Source organism: Lacticaseibacillus nasuensis JCM 17158 (genome assembly GCF_001434705.1).
Taxonomy (GTDB): Bacteria; Bacillota; Bacilli; order Lactobacillales; family Lactobacillaceae; genus Lacticaseibacillus; species Lacticaseibacillus nasuensis.
In genome coordinates this window covers 190300-212734 of record NZ_AZDJ01000032.1, presented here as the reverse complement: position 1 = coordinate 212734, position 22435 = coordinate 190300, and the positions used below count along the sequence as shown (strand labels likewise).

Here is a 22435-nt window from a genome sequence, read left to right as displayed (position 1 = left end):
CACTTTTCTGAGCTGAGCGCTTTATATGGGTGTAGGGCAAATGATCCAACACAAGCAATTTGACCTACTCACCGGAGCCGGCGAATCTGTGGCTGATCCAAGCTTGTGGGCTACAGACTCAAACGCTTTGGTGAGCTTTACCCTCCTCAATTAGGCTGCGCCACATGTGCTACTGGCTCGTGCTGCTTCGGCGGCGTGTCACCCGTACCACGCCAGGTCTTTGGCCGTTTCCCGAGGAGGCTGCTGCCCGTCACCCTTGTCCGTCATGGGTATGTAAATTGCAAGCGGCGCTCACAGGCTGCGCCACATGTGCTACTGGCTCGTACTGCTTCGGCGGTGTGTCACCCGTACCACGCCAGGTCTTTGGCCCCAGCCGCTTGCCTACATCCCATGACAATCATTGCCCCGCCGCGTCCGTCGCGAACGCGCGGGGGGGGCCCTCGGTAGCAGGCCGGCAAGCTACCGAGTGGGGCAAGCAGATCACTTGCCCGGTGGCACCAAAATGCCCTGGCGACTCAGTTTGAGTCGGCAGGGCATTTGGCGTGCTCGGAGGATTTACGCAAATTTGCGCACTGAAAGCGCTTGACCATCGCTGGTGCGTCGCCTAACATAAACGGTAATGACCGGACAAATTTTACCGGCAATGAACAAGGAGGACACGATGGGATTAACAACAGAAGCTTTTGGGACGGTGCGCGGCGCTGCCGTCACCGCGTATACAATTGAGAACAAGCATGGCGTGCGCATGACGGTGCTCGATTATGGGGCAACGTGGTACAAGTTGGAAGTGCCAACAGCGGCAGGGCATCAAAACCTGTTGTTGAGCTCCCCGGATATTTCTGGTTATGCGGATCCGGGCAGTTATCACAGCAAGACTATTGGCCGGGTGGCCGGGCGAATTGGTCAGGGGCACTATAAGCAAAACGGGCAAGTAGTGAACCTGCCTGCCAACGAAGGCACGACAACACTGCATGGTGGGCCAAACGGGTTTAGCACCCGAATGTGGCAAGCCGACGCCAGCGCGGACACGGTGAAGCTAACGCTACACGTGACCAGCGCGGACGACGGGTTTCCTGGTGACGTTGATGTGACGGTGACCTACACGCTGGGTGAAGACGATTTTGTCACCATTGACTACGCCGCTACCAGTTCGGCACCAACGCTGTTTAATCCGACTAACCACGCCTATTGGAACCTTAACGCCGGCGATGACACGATTCAAAACCACCTGTTGACGCTGAATTCCGCACAGCACTACGAGGTCCAGGCCAACAAGGTGCCAACCGGGGAGTTGCTGGCAAACTTGCACAGCGGGTTTGACTTCAGTCGCGTGACGAACCTTGGCGACGCCTTGGCTGAAATGCAATGGACTGAGGAAAAGGGCTTCGACGACATCTTTGCGATCCCGGCCCATGCGACGGATGAGCCAGTGGCAACGCTGACACAAGGCGCCATCACGGTTCAGGAATTCTCCGATCGTAACGCCTTGGTCGTGTTTACGGCCAACAAGTTCGGTACAGAGCTCAACTTTGGCGAAAAGACGTCGCGGCCTTACATCGGCATCGCGATGGAGGCACAAACCGCACCGAGTGCCATCGATGACCCAAAGTTCGGCGATATCACGCTGAGCCCGGACCAGCCACGGCACGAACAGATTCGGTATCACTTCAGCTATTAAACAGACGAATAATACCGAGAAAAGCATCGCTAGAGGCGGTGCTTTTTTTCATGGTAAAGATCGAGAAAATATTTATCAATGTAAAAATTTGCCCGGTATTATTACGGTTTACGTAAGAAAAGGTACAAATTAGCAATGAAAGCGTTTGATTTGTCCCTAATATAGCGCTTACAGTCTAGTTGTAAGGGGGCGAGGCTGTGACAAGAGAAACTGTACTTGTTGTGGATGTCGGCGGGACAAAAGTGCTTGTTAGTGAGGTGGATCGCGCTGGCGCGGTGTTGCATTCATTGAGGCTACCATCGACAATGAAATCCCAAAGTGCGACGACAGCATTAATTGAATCTGGGATAGAGGAATACTTGACCAGTGGTTCGATTGGTCATGTTGAAGCCATTGCAATTAGTATTGTTGGCATCGTAAACCCACAGACGGGGATCTGGAAGGAGATTGATGTTCGCCGAGCTGAACCGACGGCGCTGGCGGTCATCTTAAGCAAAAGATTCGGGCTTCCCGTTGCAATTGGCAATGATGTGTATTGTGCAACGGTGGCTGAACAAAAAGATGGTGTGGGTAAAGAGACGGATTCATTTATCTTTTTAAATATTGGTACCGGGATTGCAGGTAGAATTGTTGATCAGGGCCATATTGTGAACGGCTCGCAGTATAACGGTGGCGAAATCGGTCATATGACCGTAGACATGAATAGTAAGGTTCTCTGCCTTTGTGGCCGATACGGCTGTGTCGAACCACTAGCATCTGGCCTTGGAATGAGTGAGCGTGCTTGCGAGGCTATTCAGGCTGGCCAAACCTCTCAACTAAAAATTAATGCCACTGGTCGGATTGATGCAGATAAGTTATTTGCGGCATATGACCACCACGATCCAGTTGCTACGCAGGTTGTCGGAAACGCACTGCGCGCGGTTGCCGCGTTGCTAACTAGCTTAATACGGGTTTCCAATCCTGAAGCGATTGTCTTGGGTGGGGGAGTTGTCAGTGATGGTTGGTTTATGAATCACTTACTGCCACTGATTGACCCTATTTCGACCAGATTTTTGCCTTATGGGATTAGAGTTAGCCGCCTGGATCCACGCCGAATTGCGACTCTTGGCGCGGCGATTCTTGGCTTTCGTATCGTGGATGAACAAAAATAGGAGGATAGACATGAGAATCGGCAGGAAAAAGACAATAGTAACTGGCGCATTAATACTTGGTAGCGTGATGATGTTGACGGCTTGTGGTAGCAACAATGAGTCTGAAAAAACTGCCAGCGGTGCGACTAAAATGACGTTTTGGACCTTTGTTGATGCACAAGGAAATTTTTATAAAGATGCCGCAAAAGCTTGGAACAAGACCCATAAGCAAAAGATTGCACTGAAGGTGAGCGTGCTACCGTATGCTACTGAATACCAGAAGTTGACTGTTGCACTTCGCTCCGGATCAGGGGCACCGGACATAGTCGATGTCGAGCTGAGCCAAACTGCGACGCAATTGAAAGGGAAAAATCCAACGTATTATCCTCTGAACGCAGAATTAAAGCCATACATGAACAAACTGGTTCAGTCTCGATTGGATAACTACAAAAAAGGCAAGAATTACTATGGTCTTGACTATCACGTTGGGACAACGGTGACGTATTACAATACGGACATCCTTAAAAAGGCCGGTGTTGATTACACAAAGATTAAAACGTGGGCGGATTACACCAAGGCAGGCGAACAGGTCAAGGCGAAAACCGGGAAGTATATGACAGAATTAGAGTACTCTGCATCATTCCAACTTGATGCCATGACTTCGCAACAACACGCAGACTATATCAAAGGCTCAAAAGCTGACCTAGATAATGCAGCGGTGACGCGCGCGTTGCAGATGCAGAAAGATTGGATTTATAAAGATAAAATTGCTCGTGCAGCAGTTGGCGGGAACCTGGATAACGATCAATATTTCGCTGAAATGAATAAAGGCAATGTTGCTTCCGTAACCATGCCGGCATGGTATATGGAACGGATGGCCGATCACATGCCAAAGCTCAGCCAGAAGATTGCAATTGCGCCTATGCCTGTGTTTAAGTCCAATGACCTTCGCTCTGCCGGTGGTGGTGGGACGGGTACAATGGTCACAACGCAAGCACGTAATAAGAAATTAGCTGCGAAGTTCGTCGTCTGGTCAAAGGCCAGCCGCAATCAGGCGGTGAAGATTTGGACTAAACTGGGTTTCGATCCAGTTAGAAAAGATATCTGGACGGAACCAGTCATGAAATCCAGCAATAAGTACACGAAATATTTTGGCAAGAACATCTTCGACACTTTCTCTGCGTTGGCAGATCAAACGACATCTGTATCGCAAACGAAGCCTTTGTCGCCAGACGTGAATGACGCCTTGTTAAAGAACGTCCTGCCAAGCACAATCATGCATGATAAGGAATCAGCGGCTACAGCGTTAAAGAAAGCTACGGCTGCATTGAATCAATAGCAATAAAAAATTGCCTTGATGGCTGCCAATCAGCTATCAAGGCAATTTTGAGTTTACTTGTGATCTGCGGACTTTGGATTGTCCTGTCCGTAGTAGGCGTTCTTACCATGCTTGCGGTAATAGTGTTTATCCAGCAAGTATTGCGGCACATGCGAGTCGCGGGTGGTGAGCGTCATGGCGTGGTAGTCCATCTCGGCAACGACTTCCATGACCTTCGCGTTGTACACGGCCTTGGCTGGCGTCGCGCCCCAGGCAAACGGTCCGTGCTGCGCCACCAAAACCGCCGGAACGGCTTCTGGATCAATGCCGCGGTCCTTGAACGTCTTGACGATGGCTTCGCCGGTTTCTTCTTCGTAGGCGGTTTCGATTTGTTCCTTGGTCAAGGCCTCGGATACCGGAATGTCGCCATAGAATGTGTCAGCCGCGGTGGTGTTCAGCGCCGGGATGTCCATTTGCGCGCTGGCAAACGAGACGGCCCAAGGCGAATGGGTGTGCACGATGCCGCCGATGTCAGGAAAGGCATTGTACAGCACGGTGTGGGTTGGCGTGTCGGAGCTCGGGTTGAGCTTGCCTTCCACGACTTCGCCCTTCAAGTTGACGACGACCATGTCGTCCGGGGTCAACTTGTCGTATTCAACGCCAGAGGGCTTGATGACAAACAGCCCTTTCTCGCGATCGATCCCGCTAACGTTGCCCCAGGTAAACGTGACCAGGTCCAACTTTGGGAGTTGCATGTTTGCTTCGTAAACTTCTTGCTTCAGCGCTTCTAGCACTGGCTCCACCTCCAAAATAATGGGTAAACGCAAACGCGTTTCCGTCCCTCAAAGTCTATGACATTTGTGCGGACAAGTCAATTGGAATGCCGGTGTGCCAACGCTTCATCCGTAAAATTGCTGAGGGGATAATTGGCCCAGTCTGGGGCCGGTTTGCCTGCCGCGGCCGCCGCGGCGATATCGCGGTAGAATTGCACCTTGCGCCGAATGTGCACCTGGTTTTGCTTGAGCTCTGCAATGTGCGCCTCGAGGTTAGCTTCGTGGGATTCCAGTAGGGCCACCACGGCGTCGAGGTCACCCCCTTCGTCTTCGTATTGGAAGAAGGCCTTGATTTCGTCGAGGCTCATGCCGGTTTGCTTGAAGCAGGTGATGGCGGCCAGCCGATCGTCATGGGCCTGGGTGTAAACGCGGTGGGTACTTTGCCGCGGGACATGGCGTAAGAGCCCGATTTGTTCGTAGTAACGCAGAGTGGAAGGGGCCAAATCATACTTGGTCGCAATGGTTTGCATGGAATAAAAAGACATTTTGAAAAAAACCTCCTGTTAGCGCTTTACTTCAAGCCAACTTTAAGTGTTAGGCTGAATTTCGTCAAGGTAATCCGGACAAATTAAAGGGGGATTTCACATGAAGTATCGTCAATTAGGCAATCAGGGGCTGCGCGTCAGCGAATTGGCCCTGGGCAGTTGGATGACCGACGTCAGTGATCAAAGCAAGCAAGAGCTGGCCGCGCAAAGTATTCGCGAGGCATACGATAACGGCATCAACTTCTTCGACTGCGCGGATGCGTACAGCGGCGGGGCGGCGGAACGCTTCCTCGGGCAGGCGCTGCATGAGCTACCGCGCAAAGAACTGGTGATGTCTAGCAAGGTATTTTTCCCGACTGGTGAGGGCCCCAACGACCGCGGCTTGTCACGCAAGCACATCATGGAATCCATCGACCAGTCGTTGACCAATCTGCAAACCGACTACTTGGATCTCTATTTCTGCCATCGCTTCGATCCCGAGACACCGCTGGTCGAGACGTTGACGGCGCTAAGCGACTTGGTGGACCAAGGTAAGATCCTTTACTACGGCGTCAGCGAGTGGACGCCGGTGCAGTTGCTGGAGGCGCAGCTCGTCATCGAGGAACACGGGTTACACCCATTAAGTGTCGTGCAGCCTCAGTACAACATGTTTGATCGCTACATCGAACACGAATTGCTCGATGTCTGCGCGGCGCACGGCTGGGGCGTGGTTTGCTTCTCGCCGTTGGCCCAAGGGTTATTAACTGGGAAGTACCAACCGGGCAAGCCGATTCCAGCCGGGTCTCGGGCTACGTATCAAGGCCAAATCAAGGCCATGCTGACCGATGCCAACTTGGCCAAGGTCGCCAAGCTCACCGCAATGGCGGAAAACGCCGGCACGGACCTCGCCAGTTACGCCTTGGCTTGGGCGTTGCGGGATGCCCGAGTGACCAGCCTGATCACCGGGGCCAGCAAGCCGAGTCAGTTGGCCAGCAACCTCAAAGCCGAAACCCTCACGTTGTCGGCCGAAGAGTGTGCCCAAATCGACGAACTCTTCGGGTTTAAGAAGTTTCACCGCCAAGTCGGGTGAAAATTTGTTCCCGGTTTAACAGTTGGTCAGCCGCGAAACCGGACAACATCGCTGCCTTCGGTCTAGACAGGTGATGATTTTGACGAATTGCCGAAAAACCGCAAAATCCGCGAAATATCAATCGTTGGTTTGACAATCCGGCGCGAACGGCGGTACAATTCGTACGGATAAACATGAAGGAGAACGCGGATGGAAAAGAAATATCAAACGGTCACGGATACCATCCAACGGTGGATCACGTCGGGCCAATACCATGAGAATGATAAATTGCCGACTGAATCTGAGTTAATGGCCCAGTTTGATGTGAGTCGTCACACCGTGCGCAAGGCGCTCGGGGACCTCGAGTCCGACGGCTACGTTTACCGCGTTCAAGGCGGTGGAACCTACGTGGCCGAGCGGCGGTTGAAGCCGGTGTCGACCATGCAGTCGGTGGCGGTCATGGCCACGCATATCAACGACTACATTTTCCCCGCCATCATCTCCGGCATCGAGCGGGTGTTGTCGGCGCAATCGGTGTCCCTGATGCTCAGCAGCACGGAAAACAGCGAGGAGCTTGAGGCCAAGAACTTAAGCAAGCTGATGAACAGCGCCATTGATGGGCTGATCGTCGAGCCGACCCGCTCCGCGTTTACCGTGAAAAACGAGGCGATGTACGCCCAGCTGGCGCAAAGCCACGTGCCAATCGTGACGATGAACGCCCGCTTCAAGGATCTGCAGGTGCCGTACTTCGTGATGGATGACTTTGAAGGCGGCAAGATGGCCACCGAATACGTCTTGCAGCACCACCATACCCACATCATGGGCATCTTCAAAACCGATGACCAACAAGGCGTCGACCGCATGAACGGCTACGTATATGCCTTGCAAAAGGCGAACCAGCCGACGGTGGCAACGACGTTCTTGTATCAATCCGGCAAGTCCGAGAACAACATGGGGGACCGGCTGCGTAAGTTATTTGCCCAAACCGATCGGCCCACGGCGATGATTTGCTACAACGACAAAATCGCGGTGCTTGCGTATAACATCGCGCAGACGATGGGCATTCAGGTGCCGGAGCAGTTGTCGATTATCGGGTTTGATAATTCATCACTGGCCAGCAGTTACGGCTTGCACCTCACCTCGGTCAACCACCCGAAGGCCAACATGGGGCGCGACGCCGCGGAGTTGATTTTGCGGATGATTCAAAACCCGACCAAGGATTTTCTCAGTGACAGTAAGACCTACACCCCGGAGCTCGTCATCGGCGAGTCGGTGGTGGACTTGAAGCAGTAACGCCAAGCGCGGCAGTAGCCGCGCTTTTTTTTGCCCGCGTTTGTGTAGCAATCAACAAGTGCAGTGAGAGCACCGAATGAAGTTGGGCTTGAATCGTATCCGCTTCCACGGTAGTATTTATACAGACACATTTTTAAAATCTCGATTTGTTCGAATAAAAGGGAGCGACATGATGACAGACAAACAACCAATCGTCCTTCAACGCGCCGATCCGCGCGCCTATCGGCACACGGACGGCTATTATTATTTCACCGGCTCGGTGCCGGGCTACCAAACGATCGAGTTGCGGCGGGCCAAGACCTTGGCCGGACTGGCCGATGGCGAGGTGCTGACCGTGTGGCACGCGCACGCCAGCGGCCCGCAAAGCCAGCTGATCTGGGCGCCGGAAATTCATTACATTAACGGCAAGTGGTACATCTACTTTGCCGCTTCGGACAGTGCCACCGAGCGCACCGCGGCGCATCACCACCGGATGTTCGTGCTGGAATGCGCGGCGGCCGATCCGATGACCACGGACTGGACGGACAAAGGGCAAATCGTCACCGCCCAGGATAGCTTCAGCCTCGACGCGACGGTGTTTGAGCACAACGGTGACTTATATTACCTGTGGGCCCAGTTGGAGCCCGCGATTCACAACAACTCCAACTTGTACCTCAGCAAGATGGCCAACCCCTGGACGTTGACTGGCAAGCAGACGTTGTTGTCGGTGCCGGAGTACGACTGGGAAACCATCGGCTTTGCGGTGAACGAAGGCCCGGCCGTGCTCCAGCGCAACGGCAAGGTGTTCGTCACCTATTCGGCTAGTGCCACGGATGAGCACTACGCCATGGGGCTGTTATGGGCCGACGCCGATGCCGATTTGCTTAACGGGTTTGCCTGGCACAAGGCAAGCGAACCGGTGTTTAAGAGTTCGCCGGCGCATCACCTGTATGGCCCAGGGCACAACAGCTTTACCACCTTACCAGACGGGACGGATGTCATCGTGTACCATGCGCGGCCTTACGACAACGCCGGTATCGACGGCGATCCGCTGGCGAATCCAGACCGCCACGCCTATGCGCAGACGTTTGGCTGGTCTGACGACGGCTTTCCACAATTTGGCGAACCAGGGGACAACTAGGAGGCAACCATGTCAACAATCACGGTGAATGCGGCGCGCACCAACGCGCCAATCAGTAAGTACATCTATGGGCAATTTGCCGAGCACCTTGGCCGCTGCATCTACGGCGGGCTGTGGGTCGGCCCGGACTCAGACATTCCAAACACCAACGGTTTGCGCAACGACGTCGTGGCAGCGTTGCGTGACCTGCACGTGCCGGTGCTGCGCTGGCCAGGCGGCTGTTTTGCCGACACCTACCACTGGGAAGACGGCATCGGCCCACGCGAAACGCGCAAACAAATCATCAACACCAACTGGGGCGGCGTAGTGGAAAACAACCACTTTGGCACCCATGAATACTTCGAGCTGCTGCGGCAAATCGGCGCGGAGGCCTATGTCAACGGCAACGTCGGCAGTGGCACCGTGCGGGAAATGGCCGAGTGGGTCGAATACATGACCTTCAATGGCGTGTCGCCGCAGGCCGACCGCCGCAAGCAAAACGGGCATGCCGACCCGTGGCAGGTGAAGTTCTTCGGCGTCGGCAACGAGTCGTGGGGCTGCGGAGGCAACATGCGGCCGGAGTATTACGCCGACTTGTACCGCCAGTACCAAACCTTCATCCAAAACTACGACCCGCAACACCCGCTGTATAAGATCGCCTCTGGGCCAAATATCGACGACTACCGCTGGATGGATGTGCTGATGGACCGGGCTGCCGATTTGATGGATGGCATCAGCCTGCATCACTACGCCTTGGCCTCGAAGTGGGAAGACAAGCGTCCGGCGCTCGCATTTCCAGAGGCAGAGTGGTTCTCGCTGATCAAGTCCGCCCAGAAGATGGACGAGCTGATCACGAAGCACAGTACCATCATGGATAAATACGATCCCGCCAAGCGCGTCGGCCTGATTGTCGACGAGTGGGGTTCTTGGCTCGATGTTGAACCTGGCACCAACCCAGGCTTCTTGTACCAGCAAAACACGCTGCGGGACGCGATGGTGGCGGCGGTGACGCTGCATATTTTCCAGCACCACACCGACCGCGTGCACATGGCGAACATTGCGCAAATGGTCAACGTGTTACAGGCGATGATTCTGACCGATGGCGACCAAATGGTGAAGACGCCGACCTATGACGTGTTCAAGATGTTCGTACCGCACCAAGGCGCTGTGGCGATGGATACGGTGGATGAGTTGAGCAGCACGACCAGCGCCTCGGTATCCAAGACGGCTGACGGCTACTTTGTCTCGTTGTGCAACTTCGGGCTGGATGCCGCCGATGACTTGGCCATCGCGTTCGATCAGCCCGTGACCGGGGTCACCGGGACGGTGCTGACCGCTGACGCCATGGATGCGCACAACGATTTCGACCACCCAGACGCAGTTCATGCGGACCAATTTTCCGCGGTCACGTCCACGGCCGAAACTGTGCGGGCTACGCTACCACCAAAAAGCGTCGTGACGTTGCAGGTGCGGGTGAATGCGTAATGGCTGCGAGCGGTGTGATGAGCTCGAGGACCTAGGGCGACAAGACACCGACGCGCTGATTGAAGCGCAGTTGGCCATGGAAGTCCGCAATATTGTCCCCAATACCATTCGCGATGCCCGCCTCGAGATTTGTTCGAGTTGTCCTTTTTTAGTGAACGGACTGTGTCAGCAATGTGGGTGTTATACCCGGTTTCGCGCGAGTTTAAAGAACAAAAACTGTCCGATCGGCCGGTGGCAAAAATATTAATTTTGAAATTAAACCGGACAAATCGTTGACAGCGATTACATGTTGGCGGTATAACTAGATACGTAATCAAGTGAGCAAACTTTTGAAGGGAGTGATGTAGTTGAAAGGACGCGTCAAAGTTGCCCTGGATTCTAGGATCTCAGCCATTGACCCACGGTTGTACGGTTCATTTATTGAGCATCTCGGCCGTGCGGTGTATGAGGGGATTTATGATCCGGACAGTCCTAAAGCGGATGAGCAAGGATTCCGCCAAGACGTGATTGAGGCCGTGAAAAAGCTGAACGTCCCGCTCGTCCGTTACCCCGGTGGCAACTTTGTCTCCGGCTACAATTGGGAAGATGGGGTCGGCCCGAAAGAATCACGGCCAACCCGGTTGGATCTCGCTTGGCGCAGTAAGGAAACCAACGAGTTCGGGTTACACGAATTCGTCGATTGGGCGGCTAAGGCCAACACGAGTGTGAATCTCGCGGTGAACCTTGGTACTCGCGGCGTTGATGCCGCACGGAACCTCGTCGAGTATTGCAACTTTCCTAAGGGTACCTACTACAGCGATATGCGTCGGCAAAACGGCGCGGAAGCACCATTCAACATCAAGACTTGGTGCTTGGGCAACGAAATGGATGGCCCGTGGCAAATCGGGGCCAAGACGGCGTATGAATACGGCCGGCTGGCTAACGAAGCCGCGAAGGTCATGAAGTGGGTCGACCCAAGTATTGAGTTGGTTGCCTGCGGTTCCTCGAGTAAAGAGAATCCCACCTATGGAAGCTGGGAAGAAACCGTACTCGATGAAACCTATGACAACATCGATTACTTATCCTTGCATCGTTACTATGGCAACCAGGACAACGACTTAGGCAACTACCTGGCCCAGTCCCTGGATCTCGATGATTTCATCCAGAGTGTGATTGCCATCTGCGACGCGGTGAAAGCCCGCAAGCACAGCAAGAAGACCATCAACTTGTCCATGGATGAGTGGAACGTGTGGTACCACTCCAATGACCAAGACAAGCAAATCGAGCCTTGGCAGTCAGCACCGCCATTATTGGAAGATATTTATAACTTTGAAGATGCACTGCTCGTTGGGGAATTGTTGATCACCTTGCTGCGCCACGCCGACCGCGTGAAGATCGCGTGCTTGGCTCAGCTGGTCAATGTCATCGCCCCGATCATGACCACCAAAGATGGCGTTTGGCTCCAGTCGATTTTCTACCCATTCATGCAGGTGTCCGAGTACGGCCGCGGGGTCGCCTTGAACACCACCGTGCAAGCCCCGACGTACACCACCAAGTCATTCGACGAAGTGCCGTACCTCGAAAGCATCGCCACGGTTGATGAGGATAGTCGCACCATTACCATCTTTGCGGTCAATCGGTCGCAGGATGAAGCACTCGACCTCGACGTCGACTTCGACGGCATCGCGCTGACTGGCAAAGTCTTCGCGACGCAATTCGCCGGCTACGACGTCAAGGCCACTAACGAGAACGGCCAGATGAAGATTACGGACAATGCCAACGTGACTGTTGACAACGGGGTGTCCGCAAAACTTGAACCGCTCTCTTGGAACGTCATTCGGGTCACATACTAATTAATTAACCATTTCGCCTAAGGAGTGAAAATAATGAACATGCGTTTTAGTAAGAAGCTTGCGTTCGGCGCCATCGCCTTGGCTTCGACGGTCGTGTTGGCCGCCTGCGGCAAGGGTAGCTCAGACAGCGGCAAGAATTCTGACGGCTCCACTGATTTGACTTTCTGGACTTTCGTCGATGGGCAAGGGACATTCTTCAAGGATGCCGCCAAGGCCTGGAACAAGTCCCACCCAAAGCAGAAGATCAACTTGAAGGTTAGCGTCTTGCCTTTCGACCAAGAGAATCAGAAGCTGACCGTTGCCTTGAAGTCCGGTTCCGGCGCGCCTGACATTGTCGACGTCGAGCTGGGCCAAGCCGCCATTCAGTTGAAGGGGACGCCTCAGTACTACTCCCTGAACAGCGCCTTGAAGCCATACCGCAGCGTGCTCCAGAAGTCTCGTCTGGATAACTTCACTAAAGACGGCAAGACTTATGGGTTGGACTACCACGTTGGTGAAGTTGTGACCTACTACAACACCGACTTGTTGAAGAAGGCCGGCATCGACTACACCAAGATCAAGACCTGGGCCGACTACACGAAGGCCGGCGAACAACTTAAGGCGAAGACGGGCAAGTACATGAACGAGCTCGAATACGCCGGGATGTTCCAGCTGGATTCCATGGTCGCTCAGCAAAAAGCCGACTACTACAAGGACGGCAAGGTTGACGTGAACAACGCCGCTGTTAAGCGCGCCTTGCAGATGCAGCATGACTGGATCTACAAGGACAAGATTGCCCGGAGTGCCGTTGGTGGCAACCTGGATAACGACCAATTCTTCGCTGAAATGAATAAAGGCAACGTGGCTTCTGTCACGATGCCTGCTTGGTACATGCAACGGATGGTTGCTCACATGCCTAAGCTGAAGAACAAGGTGGCCATTGCGCCAATGCCTGTCTTCCAGCAAGGCGACTACCAAACTGCCGGTGGTGGCGGTACTGGGACCATGGTCACCAACCAGGCCAAGAACAAGAAGCTCGCTGCTAAGTTTGTCGTTTGGGCTAAGGCTTCTAAGGGCCAGGCTTACAAGATTTGGGAGAACCTTGGTTTCGACCCAATTCGGACCGACATCTGGAGCACGGACCGCATGAAGGCCGACAATGACTACACCGAATACTTCGGTAAAGACATCTTCGACATTTACAGCAAGCTGTCCGATCAGGTGCACGTTGTGACGAAGACCGACTCCTTTGCGCCGACGATCAACGACTACATCCTGAAGAACACACTGCCAAGCACCATCTTGAAGGATAAGATGACGCCGACGAAAGCCTTGGATACAGCGCAAGCTGCGTTGAAGAAGCAACAGTCTAACCAGTAAGGCAGATAGTGTCACCGGAATTCTTAGGGAGCCGTACCTGAAGCTTTCTAAGAATTCTTTATTTAAAGGAAGTGCAGACAATGCAAAAAAAGAAATTCTCTTCCCAAAAGATTGCCCCTTACCTATTCGTGGCGCCATTTGTCATTACCTTCCTGGTGTTCTCACTGTATCCGTTCGTTAGCGCGGTAGTCATGAGTTTCCAGCAAGTTAATGGGTTCCAAGACGCGACGTTCGTCGGGCTGAAAAACTACCGGACGCTGTTCCAAGACGGCGACTTTTACGCCGCGTTGTGGAACGTGGCTCGGTACACCTTTTGGACATTACTGATCTTAATCCCGCTGCCAATGTTGGTGGCCTATGTCCTGAACCAAAAGGGCATTCCGTTCAAAGGATTCTTCCGTTCCGTTTACTTCGTACCAGTGCTGACCAGTTCCGTGATCGCCGGGTTGATCTTCCGCTACGCCTTTTCTTCTGAAAAGACCGGTGTGTTCAACCAATGGCTGAGCGTCTTGCATATCGGCCCAGTGGATTGGTTGAACAGCCCGCATACCGCGATGTTCGCCTTGGTCATTATCGCGGTGTGGCGCTGGTTAGGGACGAACATGATTTACTTCCTGTCGGGCTTGCAAGGCATCTCGCCTGAGCTTTACGAATCAGCGTCGATGGACGGCGCCAATTCCTGGCAGAAGTTCTGGTTCGTCACGATTCCAATGCTCAAGCCAATCACCATTTACGTCTTGACCATTTCCATCATGGCTGGCTTCTCACTGTTCAACGAGTCCTACGTATACTGGGGCGCGCAGTCACCGAACAACGTCGGGACGACGCTGGTGACCTTGATTTATAAGGCCGCGTTCACCAACGGGAACTTCGGTTACTCCTGTACCTTAGGGGTGGCGCTGTTCGTCATCGTCGTTGTTGTCAACTTGATTCAGACCCGCATCATGGGCCTGTTCAGAGACTAGGAGGTCACACATGCATAGCATTAAACAAACCAATCGTGTGAAGATCGCCCTCAGCCTCGTTCTGTTGATCTTCCTGACGATTGCCGTCATGGTGCCGTTTTACTTCATGGTGGTCGGCTCCTTCAAGGACGTGCAAAACATCTTCTCTAACGGCTTGAACGTCAAGCTTGAGATCTCGAAGATGAACCTGGATAACTACAAGTCACTGTGGTCGAACCAAGACGGGATCTACTGGTCCTGGTTCAAAAACAGTTTGATCATCACCGTGTTACAAACCGTCTTCGCCTTGATCTTCGCCTCGATGGTTGGGTATGGTCTGGCCTTGTATCGCTTCCGGGGCCGCAACGCAATTTTCGCCATCGTCTTGATCATGATGATGGTCCCAGGTTCCATCCTGCTGCTGCCACAGTACAAGCTGTTCACGCAGTTGGGCTTGATGGATACCTACCTTGGGGTCATCTTGCCGGGGATTGTGCCAGCCGGGTCAATCTTCTTCTTCCGGCAGTTCGCCATGGGCTTGTCGCCTGAATACGCCGAATCCGCCCGCATCGATGGGTGCGGCGAGTTCCGGATTTTCTGGCAGATCTATGTGCCACTGATGAAGCCCGCGTTTGGCGCCATGACCATTCTGCAAACGATGAACACTTGGAACGACTTCCTGTGGCCAATGGTTGTCATGAAGTCGGACCGCAACTTCGTGATCCCAGCCGGGTTGATGTCAGCGATGACCCCTTATGGGAATAACTACAAGTTGCTGTTCGCCGGTTCCGTGATGTCCGTTGTGCCAATCATGATTGTCTTCATGCTCAACCAGAAGCAATTCATCGAAGGTTTGACGGTCGGCGGGGTCAAGGGTTAACCAAGTGCTGCGTAAAGGAGCAAGAACATGAAACACAATTTGATTTATCACGTGCTCACGATTTTTTGGAAGTTCGTGCTCGGGAGTGTCTTCTTCTACCTCGGCAACCTCTTAGGCATCGGCTTGTTACTGTTCGTGCCGCTGACTTGGTTGTCGCTGCCATTCTATGCCATTGCCTTGGTGCTGGCGTTCCCAGCCATCGGGGCGTTGGCGGACTTGTTGAAGGACCAGAGCTGGTCGACGGAGTTCGTGCTCGGCTTGCGTAAATACGCAAAGTACTGGCGCAAGAACTTCAAGACTTACTTGAAAATCGGCGTGCTTTACGCGTTCGTGTTCGTCTTCTTGTTCCTCGATATGTATGCGGTGAACGTCATCATGAAAAGCTCGCTGTTCACGCCGGTGGTCTTGTTGATCTCGCTGCTTGCGTTGATCAGCCTCGGTTGGATCGTCGCGATTCAGGCGTATTTCAAGATTGACGTGAAGAACTCGCTGCGGCTGATGGCTTACGCCTTGCCGCGCTACGCCTTACATTCACTGCTGATTATTGCGTTGTTGTTCCTGTTGTACATGAGTCTGAGCTTTATCCCGCAGTTCATGGTGTTCATCATCGCCCCGGTCGCCTTAGAAGGGCTGATTCTGGTGACGAAAAAGCCGCTGGGGGCCGTGCGTGCCCAGCTGCGCTTGTAGGTGAGTCATGAACCGGGCGTTGTTATTCACCACCGGCGGGTTGATTCTCGCGGTGTTGGCCATCGTGCTTTACGTCGTGCAGATTTTCCGCATGCCGGTGGCTAAGCGCGAGGATTTCCGCAACCTGGTGAAGCCCAAGGGCACTTGGCGGTCGAACCCCACCAACTTCGTGTTGCTGGTCGGCGTCGTGCTACTGGTCTTGGGGCTGATCGTGAAGTAGGTCAATAAAATCAACCAAAGTTGTGGCTTCGTTGATTTTTCAAACAGCACCACTGCGGTATTCTAAAGCCGCATTGCAATATCTATTCTTAAAGGAGTAACGATAACTATGTTGAAAACACCAGATTACAAGTTTTGGTTCATCGTCGGCAGCCAAGCGCTGTACGGCGAAGATGACCTCAAAGCGGTCAAAGCTGACGCGGAAAAGATTGTCGCGGCCTTGAATGAAGCCGGCACTTTGCCATACCCAGTTGAATTCAAGGAAGTGGCCATCGACGCGGCGACCATTACCCAAGGCATGAAGGACGCCAACTACGACGATTCCGTCGCCGGGGTCATCACCTGGATGCACACTTTCTCGCCAGCCAAGAACTGGATTCGCGGCACGAAATTGCTGCAAAAGCCGCTGCTGCACCTGGCGACGCAGTTCCGTAACGACATTCCGTGGTCCACGATCGACATGGACTACATGAACCTGAACCAAAGCGCGCATGGTGACCGCGAATACGGCTTCATCAATGCCCGCCTGCGCAAGCACAACAAGGTCGTGTACGGCTTCTGGGGCGATGCGGATGTGCAACAAGAAATCGCCGACTGGATGGACGTGGCCGTGGGCTACAACGAAAGCTTCAACATCAAGGTTGCTCGGTTTGGTGACAACATGCGTAACGTGGCCGTCACTGAAGGCGACAAGATCGAAGCGCAGATTCAACTGGGCTGGACGGTTGACTACTACGGCATCGGCGACTTAGTCGAAGAGATGTCGCACGTCACCGAAGCCGACATCGACAAGGAATACGCGGATCTGGAAAGCCGCTATGACCTGGTCGTGGGCGACAACGATCCCGAGTTCTTCAAGGAACATGTGCGCTACCAGTTGAAGGAAAAGATTGCCATGGAGCGCTTCTTTGAACGCGGCGGGTATTCTGCTTTCACCACCAACTTCGAAGACCTCTGGGGCATCAAGCAACTGCCTGGCCTGGCCGTACAACTGCTCAACCGCGAAGGCTATGGCTTTGCCGGTGAAGGCGACTGGAAGACCGCGGCGTTGGATCGCTTGTTGAAGATCGTTTCGCATAACCAAGAGACGGGCTTCATGGAAGACTACACCTTGGATCTGCGCAAGGGCCACGAAGTCATCCTCGGCTCCCATATGCTGGAAGTTGACCCGACCTTGGCCACGACCAAGCCACGCGTTGAAGTGCACCCATTGGGCATCGGCGATCGCGAAGACCCAGCTCGGCTGGTGTTTGATGGCATCGTCGGCGACGCGGTTGACGTGACGATTTCCGACTTTGGCGACGCGCACCACATGATCACTTACGCCGTTGACGCCAAGAAGGCTGAAGCCCCTGCACCAAAGCTGCCGGTTGCCCGGCAACTCTGGACGCCTAAGGCTGGGTTGAAGGCTGGGGCCACCCAGTGGATCCAGCAAGGCGGCGGTCACCACACCGTCTTCTCCGGTAAGCTCACCGAGACTCAGCTGGCCGATTTGGCCCAACTCTTCAACTTGAAGTACGTCAACATCGAATAGTCTGGTTGAATAATTGAACTTTCTGGCGACCTGGTTCGGCTCGTAAGGGTCGAATCGGGTCGCTTTTTGAATAAAGGAGTGAACGTGATGGCAATTGATGCGAAACAAGAGATTACCGCCGGCACCGCGTCGTTAGGCATCGAACTGGGGTCGACGAACATTAAGGCCGTGCTGATTGGCAGCGACTTTACCACCTTGGCTAGTGGCAGCTACGGCTGGGAGAACCAATTTGAAAACGGCAACTGGACTTATCCGCTGACGCAGGTATGGACTGGCATTGCCGCTAGCTACCAACAGCTGGCGGCCAACGTTCAAAGCCAGTACGGCGTGGCCTTGACCAAGCTCGGCGCGATTGGCGTCAGCGCGATGATGCACGGCTACCTCGCCTTTGACGCCGCCGGCAAGCAGCTGGTGCCGTTCCGCACGTGGCGGAACAACACGACGGCTGCCGCCGCCGCGGAGCTCACCACGCTGTTTGACTTCAACATACCGCAGCGCTGGAGCATTGCCCATTTTTATCAGGCGATCTTGAATAACGAAGCGCATGTCGGCGACGTGGCTTTCTTCACGACGCTAGCCGGGTACGTGCACTGGCAGCTCACCGGGAAAAAGGTCATCGGCGTCGGGGACGCCTCGGGGATGTTCCCCATCGATGCGCAAACCAAGACCTACGACACGGACATGGTGGCACAATTCGACGCCAAGTTGAAGCAAAAGGGCCTGAGTCAGCACCTGCTGGACTTGCTGCCGCAGCCTCTAGTGGCCGGCACGCCAGCCGGGACGCTGACGGCAGCTGGGGCCAAGTTACTGGATCCCACCGGGGCATTGCAGGCCGGCGCGGTAATGGCCCCACCTGAAGGCGATGCTGGTACCGGCATGACCGGCACCAACGCCGTGCGCGAACGCACGGGGAATATCTCCGCCGGCACGTCCGCGTTTTCCATGATCGTGCTCGATCGGCCGCTGAAGGCGGTGCACCGCGACATCGATGTCGTCACCACGCCTGAAGGGGCCCCGGTGGCGATGGTGCACACCAACAACTGCACCAGCGACATCAACGCTTGGGTCGGCCTGTTCAAACAGGTTGCCACGACCTTAGGCGCCGACCTGTCCACCGACGCGCTGTACGCCAAGCTGTTTGACGAGTCGCAAAACGGCGACGCCGACTGTGGCGGCATCTACAACTACGCTTACCTGTCCGGGGAAAACATCACCGACGTGGAAGCCGGGCGGCCAATGGTCGTGCGCACGCCGAATTCCCACTTCACCTTGGCCAACTTCATCAAGTCGCAGCTGTACTCCAGCTTTGCCCCGCTGAAAATCGGGAACGACATCCTGGTCAAAGAAGAAGGCATTCAAGCCGATTCCATGATTGCCCAAGGCGGCATTTTCCGCACGCCAAAGATTGCCCAACAGGTGCTCGCCGACGCGCTGAACACACCGATCACCGTGATGGCCACGGCTGGCGAAGGCGGTCCTTGGGGGATGGCCGTGCTGGCGGCTTACACGCGTGATCGCGCCGGTGCCGCCAACCTCGCCGACTACCTCGACGCGCAGGTCTTCAAGACGGCTGAAAGCACGACGCTGGCCCCAGCTGCGGCTGGTGTGGCCGGGTTTGATCGCTACATCGCCCAGTATCAAAACGGCTTGGCGGCTGAACAGGCGGCCGGCAGCGCCATCGCCGACTACCAGGCATGACCGCGCCGGCGTTTGCCACTTGGGCACCGGTTGCGCCAATGGGGTGGAACAGCTGGGACTGCTTCGGCGCCTCGGTGACCGAAGCGGAAGTGTTGGCCAACGCCCGGTACATGGCCGCGCACCTGAAGGCGGCCGGGTACGAATACGTCGTCGTCGACATTCAATGGAGCGAACCCACCGCCGATTCCACGCAGTACCACCCGTTTGCGCCATTAACGATGGACGATTACGGCCGGCTGCAGCCGGCCGTTAATCGCTTCCCGTCGGCGGCCAACGGGGCTGGATTTGGCCCGTTAGCGCGTGAGCTTCACGCGTTAGGGTTGCGGTTTGGCCTGCACATCATGCGCGGCATTCCGCGCCAAGCCGTCGCCGCTAACGTCCCAATCTTGGGGACGAAGCTGCACGCACGCGACGTGGCGGTGAACAACATCTGCCCTTGGAACGCCGACATGTACGGCGTGGCCGACACGCCAGGAGGCCAGGCGTATTACGACTCGCTGGTGCGTCAGTATGCTGAGTGGGGAGTCGACTTCTTAAAGGTCGACGACATTTGCCACTCGACGTTGTACGGCATCCATGCCGCGGAGATCGCGGCGCTGCGCCGGGCCATCGATGTCTGCGGCCGGCCGATTGTGCTGAGCTTGTCGCCAGGCCCGGCGAGTCTGGAACACGGGGCGTTTTTGCAGGCGCACGCCAACATGTGGCGCCTGACCGATGACTTTTGGGATGCCTGGCCACAGCTGGCGGGGATGTTTCCGGTGGCGGCCAAGTGGGCGCCACTGGTCCAGCCCGGCACCTGGCCGGATCTCGACATGTTGCCGCTGGGGGCGATTCGCCAGCGCGCCGTTGATGCCGCGACGGCGCAGCCATACAGCCGCTTCACGGTGGCGGAGCAACAAACGATGTTGACGTTGTGGGGCCTGATGCGCGCGCCGTTGATGCTCGGCGGGCACCTGCCGGCCAGTGAGGCGGTGGTGCCGCTGGTAACCAACCGCGACTGGCTGGCGATGCGGCGGACCATCACGTGGGCGCGGCAAACTCAGGCGACGCCAACGGCGATTACTTGGCAGGCCACCAGTGCCAATCGGCGCTATGTGGCGCGGTTTAATCTCACCGATGCTGCGGTTGCGCTGACCGCAGCGGATATTGGCAGCGGCGGCGGCTGGTCCATTTGGGGGCAGGCTCCGGTGGCGAGTCAGTTGGTGGTGCCGGCGCACGGGGTGGCCTTAATTCGTTGTCACAGTGAAGAAGGAGGAGAAGATTAGTGAAACGGTGGCTATTACGCTGCTTGACAGTGGTGGCGGGAACGACGATGCTAGTGGCGTTGGCGGCTTGCCAACAGAAACCGGCGGCGGTCAAACAAAAGCTCAAGGATCCGGGATTCACCGAGGTGTCTGTGCATGATCCGTCCATCGTCAAGGACGGCAACACCTTTTATACCTTTGGGTCGCATATGCAAATGGCCAAGTCGACGGATTTGATCAAATGGACGCAGGTGTCCAACAACGTCGACGATCAGAAATTATTCAAGGATATTCATACCGAACTCGCCGACGTTTTCACCGCCGCGCAAAGTGACACGTTTTGGGCGGGGGACATCGAGCATTGGGGCGGCAAGTATTACATGTACTATTGCGCCTGCCAAGGCTCTAACCCAACGGCGGTGTTGGGGCTGGCTACGGCCGACAAAATCACCGGCCCGTACACCGACCAAGGCGTCTTATTGAAGTCCGGCGAGGCGCAAACCGACCCGAACGTGGCGTACGACGCCACCATCATGCCAAACGCCATCGATCCGCAGGTGTATTTCGACAAAACCGGTCAGCTGCGCATGGTCTATGGCTCTTATTCCGGTGGGATTTTCACGTTGAAGCTCGACAAGGCAACCGGTAAGCCGTTACCTGGCCAAGGTTATGGTAAGCGGCTGCTAGGCGGCAATCACGTGCGCATCGAAGGCTCGTACATGCTGTACAACAAGCAAACGGATTACTACTACCTGTTCTTGTCCTTCGGGGGCCTGGACGCAAATGGCGGCTACAACATCCGCGTCGGCCGCAGCAAGAACCCGGAAGGCCCATTCGTCGATGCGCAAGGCCAGAAGTTTACCAAGATTCAAGGGCCAGTTGGGTCGACCTTTGACGACAAGGCGATTCAAAAGTACGGCGTCAAGATGATGGGCAACCACACCTGGGACACGAAGAAGCCGTACAAGAGCGGCTATGTTTCCCCAGGCCACAACTCGGCCATCATGGATGCCAAGACGGGCAAAACCTTCATGGTCTTCCATTCTCGCTTCCCTGGAACTGGCGAAGCGTATGAAGACCGCGTCCACCAGCTGTTTTGGACCAAGGCGGGCTGGCCGGTTGCCACGCCGTTGCGCTATGGCGGCGAAACGATCGCCAAGTACAGCCAAAAGCAGGTGCTGGGCAAGTACAAGGTGATTCAAATGAACAAGACCATCACCGACAAGATCACCACGCCGAAGTCACTGACCATCAGCGGCAACGGTAATGTGAAGATGGCCGGGCAAAAGGCGAGCCTGAAGCTCAACGCCAGCGGCAAGGAAAGCGAGCTGAAACTTGGCGACAAGCTGTATCACGGCTTCTTTATCTCGCAGTGGGACCCGAACCAAAAGGCCCAGACGATGGGCTTCACCGGTACGGATGCGCAAGGCGAGCCGGTGCTGATGGTGCGGGACGTGAAGTAATCGGGTTCGCCGGGGCAAAAGACTCCGCGGCTCACAACTTAATCGTGTTCGCGAGCCCATGAGACTACACAGATGACCACCTGATGGCCGACTTGCAAAGTGCGCAAGTCACCCCTCAGGCGGCGCCTACGCTCCGCCCCTTACCCGCCCCGGCTCACAACTTAATCGTGTTCGCGAAGGCAGCGGACTACACGTAGGACCACCTG

At 55.1% G+C, this 22435-nt stretch carries 20 protein-coding genes; 18 read left to right on the top strand and 2 right to left on the bottom strand.

Annotated features, from left to right (window positions below):
* The first annotated feature begins 661 nt into the window (after positions 1–661).
* The 3 genes from FD02_RS10305 to FD02_RS10295 all read left to right on the top strand — a co-directional run bounded on the left by FD02_RS10305 (position 662) and on the right by FD02_RS10295 (position 4147).
* Positions 662–1678 (top strand): aldose epimerase family protein, encoded by a 1017-nt coding sequence (locus FD02_RS10305; RefSeq protein WP_056952142.1) that lies wholly within the window; start codon positions 662–664, stop codon positions 1676–1678.
* 197 nt (positions 1679–1875) lie between these two features.
* Positions 1876–2829 (top strand): ROK family protein, encoded by a 954-nt coding sequence (locus FD02_RS10300; protein WP_054722072.1) that lies wholly within the window; start codon positions 1876–1878, stop codon positions 2827–2829.
* A gap of 10 nt (positions 2830–2839) precedes the next feature.
* Positions 2840–4147: an ABC transporter substrate-binding protein gene (locus tag FD02_RS10295; protein ID WP_056952140.1), complete on the top strand. Its 1308-nt coding sequence runs from the start codon at positions 2840–2842 to the stop codon at positions 4145–4147.
* Positions 4148–4200: 53 nt separating this feature from the next.
* On the opposite strand, the gene FD02_RS10290 is transcribed toward FD02_RS10295, so the two are convergent.
* Positions 4201–4920 (bottom strand): L-ribulose-5-phosphate 4-epimerase, encoded by a 720-nt coding sequence (locus tag FD02_RS10290; RefSeq protein ID WP_054722077.1) that lies wholly within the window; start codon positions 4918–4920, stop codon positions 4201–4203.
* Positions 4921–4997: 77 nt separating this feature from the next.
* On the bottom strand, positions 4998–5444 hold the full coding sequence (locus tag FD02_RS10285; RefSeq protein WP_054722079.1) for a MerR family transcriptional regulator: 447 nt from the start codon (positions 5442–5444) through the stop codon (positions 4998–5000).
* Between the two features lie 100 nt (positions 5445–5544).
* Here FD02_RS10285 and FD02_RS10280 point away from each other — a divergent pair, with 100 nt between their 5' ends.
* The 15 genes from FD02_RS10280 (at position 5545) to FD02_RS10215 (ending at position 22229) form a co-directional block, all read left to right on the top strand.
* Positions 5545–6513, top strand: coding sequence for an aldo/keto reductase family protein (locus tag FD02_RS10280; RefSeq protein WP_056952138.1), 969 nt, complete (start codon positions 5545–5547; stop codon positions 6511–6513).
* Between the two features lie 189 nt (positions 6514–6702).
* Positions 6703–7785, top strand: coding sequence for a GntR family transcriptional regulator (locus FD02_RS10275; RefSeq protein WP_054722081.1), 1083 nt, complete (start codon positions 6703–6705; stop codon positions 7783–7785).
* Between the two features lie 172 nt (positions 7786–7957).
* The gene (locus FD02_RS10270) at positions 7958–8905 is read left to right on the top strand and encodes a glycoside hydrolase family 43 protein (protein WP_056952136.1); all 948 of its coding nucleotides are present in this window, start codon (positions 7958–7960) and stop codon (positions 8903–8905) included.
* 9 nt (positions 8906–8914) lie between these two features.
* The gene (locus tag FD02_RS10265; protein WP_056952134.1) at positions 8915–10369 is read left to right on the top strand and encodes an alpha-N-arabinofuranosidase; all 1455 of its coding nucleotides are present in this window, start codon (positions 8915–8917) and stop codon (positions 10367–10369) included.
* Positions 10362–10616 (top strand): DUF6171 family protein, encoded by a 255-nt coding sequence (locus FD02_RS11565; protein ID WP_082603390.1) that lies wholly within the window; start codon positions 10362–10364, stop codon positions 10614–10616. Before FD02_RS10265 ends, FD02_RS11565 begins: the two co-directional genes overlap by 8 nt.
* Positions 10617–10716: 100 nt before the next feature.
* Positions 10717–12201: an arabinosylfuranosidase ArfA gene (gene arfA, locus FD02_RS10260; protein WP_054722084.1), complete on the top strand. Its 1485-nt coding sequence runs from the start codon at positions 10717–10719 to the stop codon at positions 12199–12201.
* 33 nt (positions 12202–12234) lie between these two features.
* Positions 12235–13560 carry an ABC transporter substrate-binding protein gene (locus tag FD02_RS10255; protein WP_054722085.1) on the top strand — a complete coding sequence of 442 codons (1326 nt, stop codon included), beginning with the start codon at positions 12235–12237 and terminating at the stop codon, positions 13558–13560.
* Positions 13561–13640: 80 nt separating this feature from the next.
* Positions 13641–14525: a carbohydrate ABC transporter permease gene (locus FD02_RS10250; RefSeq protein WP_056952132.1), complete on the top strand. Its 885-nt coding sequence runs from the start codon at positions 13641–13643 to the stop codon at positions 14523–14525.
* 10 nt (positions 14526–14535) lie between these two features.
* On the top strand, positions 14536–15384 hold the full coding sequence (locus tag FD02_RS10245; protein ID WP_056952130.1) for a carbohydrate ABC transporter permease: 849 nt from the start codon (positions 14536–14538) through the stop codon (positions 15382–15384).
* Between the two features lie 27 nt (positions 15385–15411).
* Complete coding sequence (locus tag FD02_RS10240; protein ID WP_056952128.1) at positions 15412–16071, top strand: hypothetical protein; 660 nt, start codon at positions 15412–15414, stop codon at positions 16069–16071.
* 7 nt (positions 16072–16078) lie between these two features.
* Positions 16079–16291 carry a hypothetical protein gene (locus FD02_RS10235; protein WP_054722093.1) on the top strand — a complete coding sequence of 71 codons (213 nt, stop codon included), beginning with the start codon at positions 16079–16081 and terminating at the stop codon, positions 16289–16291.
* 108 nt (positions 16292–16399) lie between these two features.
* Positions 16400–17824 carry an L-arabinose isomerase gene (gene araA, locus FD02_RS10230; RefSeq protein ID WP_056952126.1) on the top strand — a complete coding sequence of 475 codons (1425 nt, stop codon included), beginning with the start codon at positions 16400–16402 and terminating at the stop codon, positions 17822–17824.
* A gap of 87 nt (positions 17825–17911) precedes the next feature.
* Positions 17912–19522, top strand: a complete 1611-nt coding sequence (locus FD02_RS10225) for a xylulokinase (protein WP_054722095.1) — start codon at positions 17912–17914, stop codon at positions 19520–19522.
* Positions 19519–20787, top strand: coding sequence for a glycoside hydrolase family 27 protein (locus tag FD02_RS10220; protein WP_056952124.1), 1269 nt, complete (start codon positions 19519–19521; stop codon positions 20785–20787). The genes FD02_RS10225 and FD02_RS10220 overlap by 4 nt, the downstream gene beginning before the upstream one ends.
* On the top strand, positions 20787–22229 hold the full coding sequence (locus FD02_RS10215; RefSeq protein WP_225352416.1) for a glycoside hydrolase family 43 protein: 1443 nt from the start codon (positions 20787–20789) through the stop codon (positions 22227–22229). Before FD02_RS10220 ends, FD02_RS10215 begins: the two co-directional genes overlap by 1 nt.
* Positions 22230–22435: the final 206 nt, after the last annotated feature.

Bases quoted from the DNA above. Each gene is read 5' to 3' on its own strand.
- FD02_RS10305 (WP_056952142.1), top strand. From the start codon at position 662: ATGGGATTAACAACAGAAGCTTTTGGGACGGTGCGCGGCGCTGCCGTC.
- FD02_RS10295 (WP_056952140.1), top strand. From the start codon at position 2,840: ATGAGAATCGGCAGGAAAAAGACAATAGTAACTGGCGCATTAATACTT.
- FD02_RS10285 (WP_054722079.1), bottom strand. From the start codon at position 5,444: ATGTCTTTTTATTCCATGCAAACCATTGCGACCAAGTATGATTTGGCC.
- FD02_RS10280 (WP_056952138.1), top strand. From the start codon at position 5,545: ATGAAGTATCGTCAATTAGGCAATCAGGGGCTGCGCGTCAGCGAATTG.
- FD02_RS10275 (WP_054722081.1), top strand. From the start codon at position 6,703: ATGGAAAAGAAATATCAAACGGTCACGGATACCATCCAACGGTGGATC.
- FD02_RS10270 (WP_056952136.1), top strand. From the start codon at position 7,958: ATGACAGACAAACAACCAATCGTCCTTCAACGCGCCGATCCGCGCGCC.
- FD02_RS10265 (WP_056952134.1), top strand. From the start codon at position 8,915: ATGTCAACAATCACGGTGAATGCGGCGCGCACCAACGCGCCAATCAGT.
- FD02_RS11565 (WP_082603390.1), top strand. From the start codon at position 10,362: ATGCGTAATGGCTGCGAGCGGTGTGATGAGCTCGAGGACCTAGGGCGA.
- FD02_RS10255 (WP_054722085.1), top strand. From the start codon at position 12,235: ATGAACATGCGTTTTAGTAAGAAGCTTGCGTTCGGCGCCATCGCCTTG.
- FD02_RS10250 (WP_056952132.1), top strand. From the start codon at position 13,641: ATGCAAAAAAAGAAATTCTCTTCCCAAAAGATTGCCCCTTACCTATTC.
- FD02_RS10245 (WP_056952130.1), top strand. From the start codon at position 14,536: ATGCATAGCATTAAACAAACCAATCGTGTGAAGATCGCCCTCAGCCTC.
- FD02_RS10240 (WP_056952128.1), top strand. From the start codon at position 15,412: ATGAAACACAATTTGATTTATCACGTGCTCACGATTTTTTGGAAGTTC.
- FD02_RS10235 (WP_054722093.1), top strand. From the start codon at position 16,079: ATGAACCGGGCGTTGTTATTCACCACCGGCGGGTTGATTCTCGCGGTG.
- araA (WP_056952126.1), top strand. From the start codon at position 16,400: ATGTTGAAAACACCAGATTACAAGTTTTGGTTCATCGTCGGCAGCCAA.
- FD02_RS10225 (WP_054722095.1), top strand. From the start codon at position 17,912: ATGGCAATTGATGCGAAACAAGAGATTACCGCCGGCACCGCGTCGTTA.
- FD02_RS10220 (WP_056952124.1), top strand. From the start codon at position 19,519: ATGACCGCGCCGGCGTTTGCCACTTGGGCACCGGTTGCGCCAATGGGG.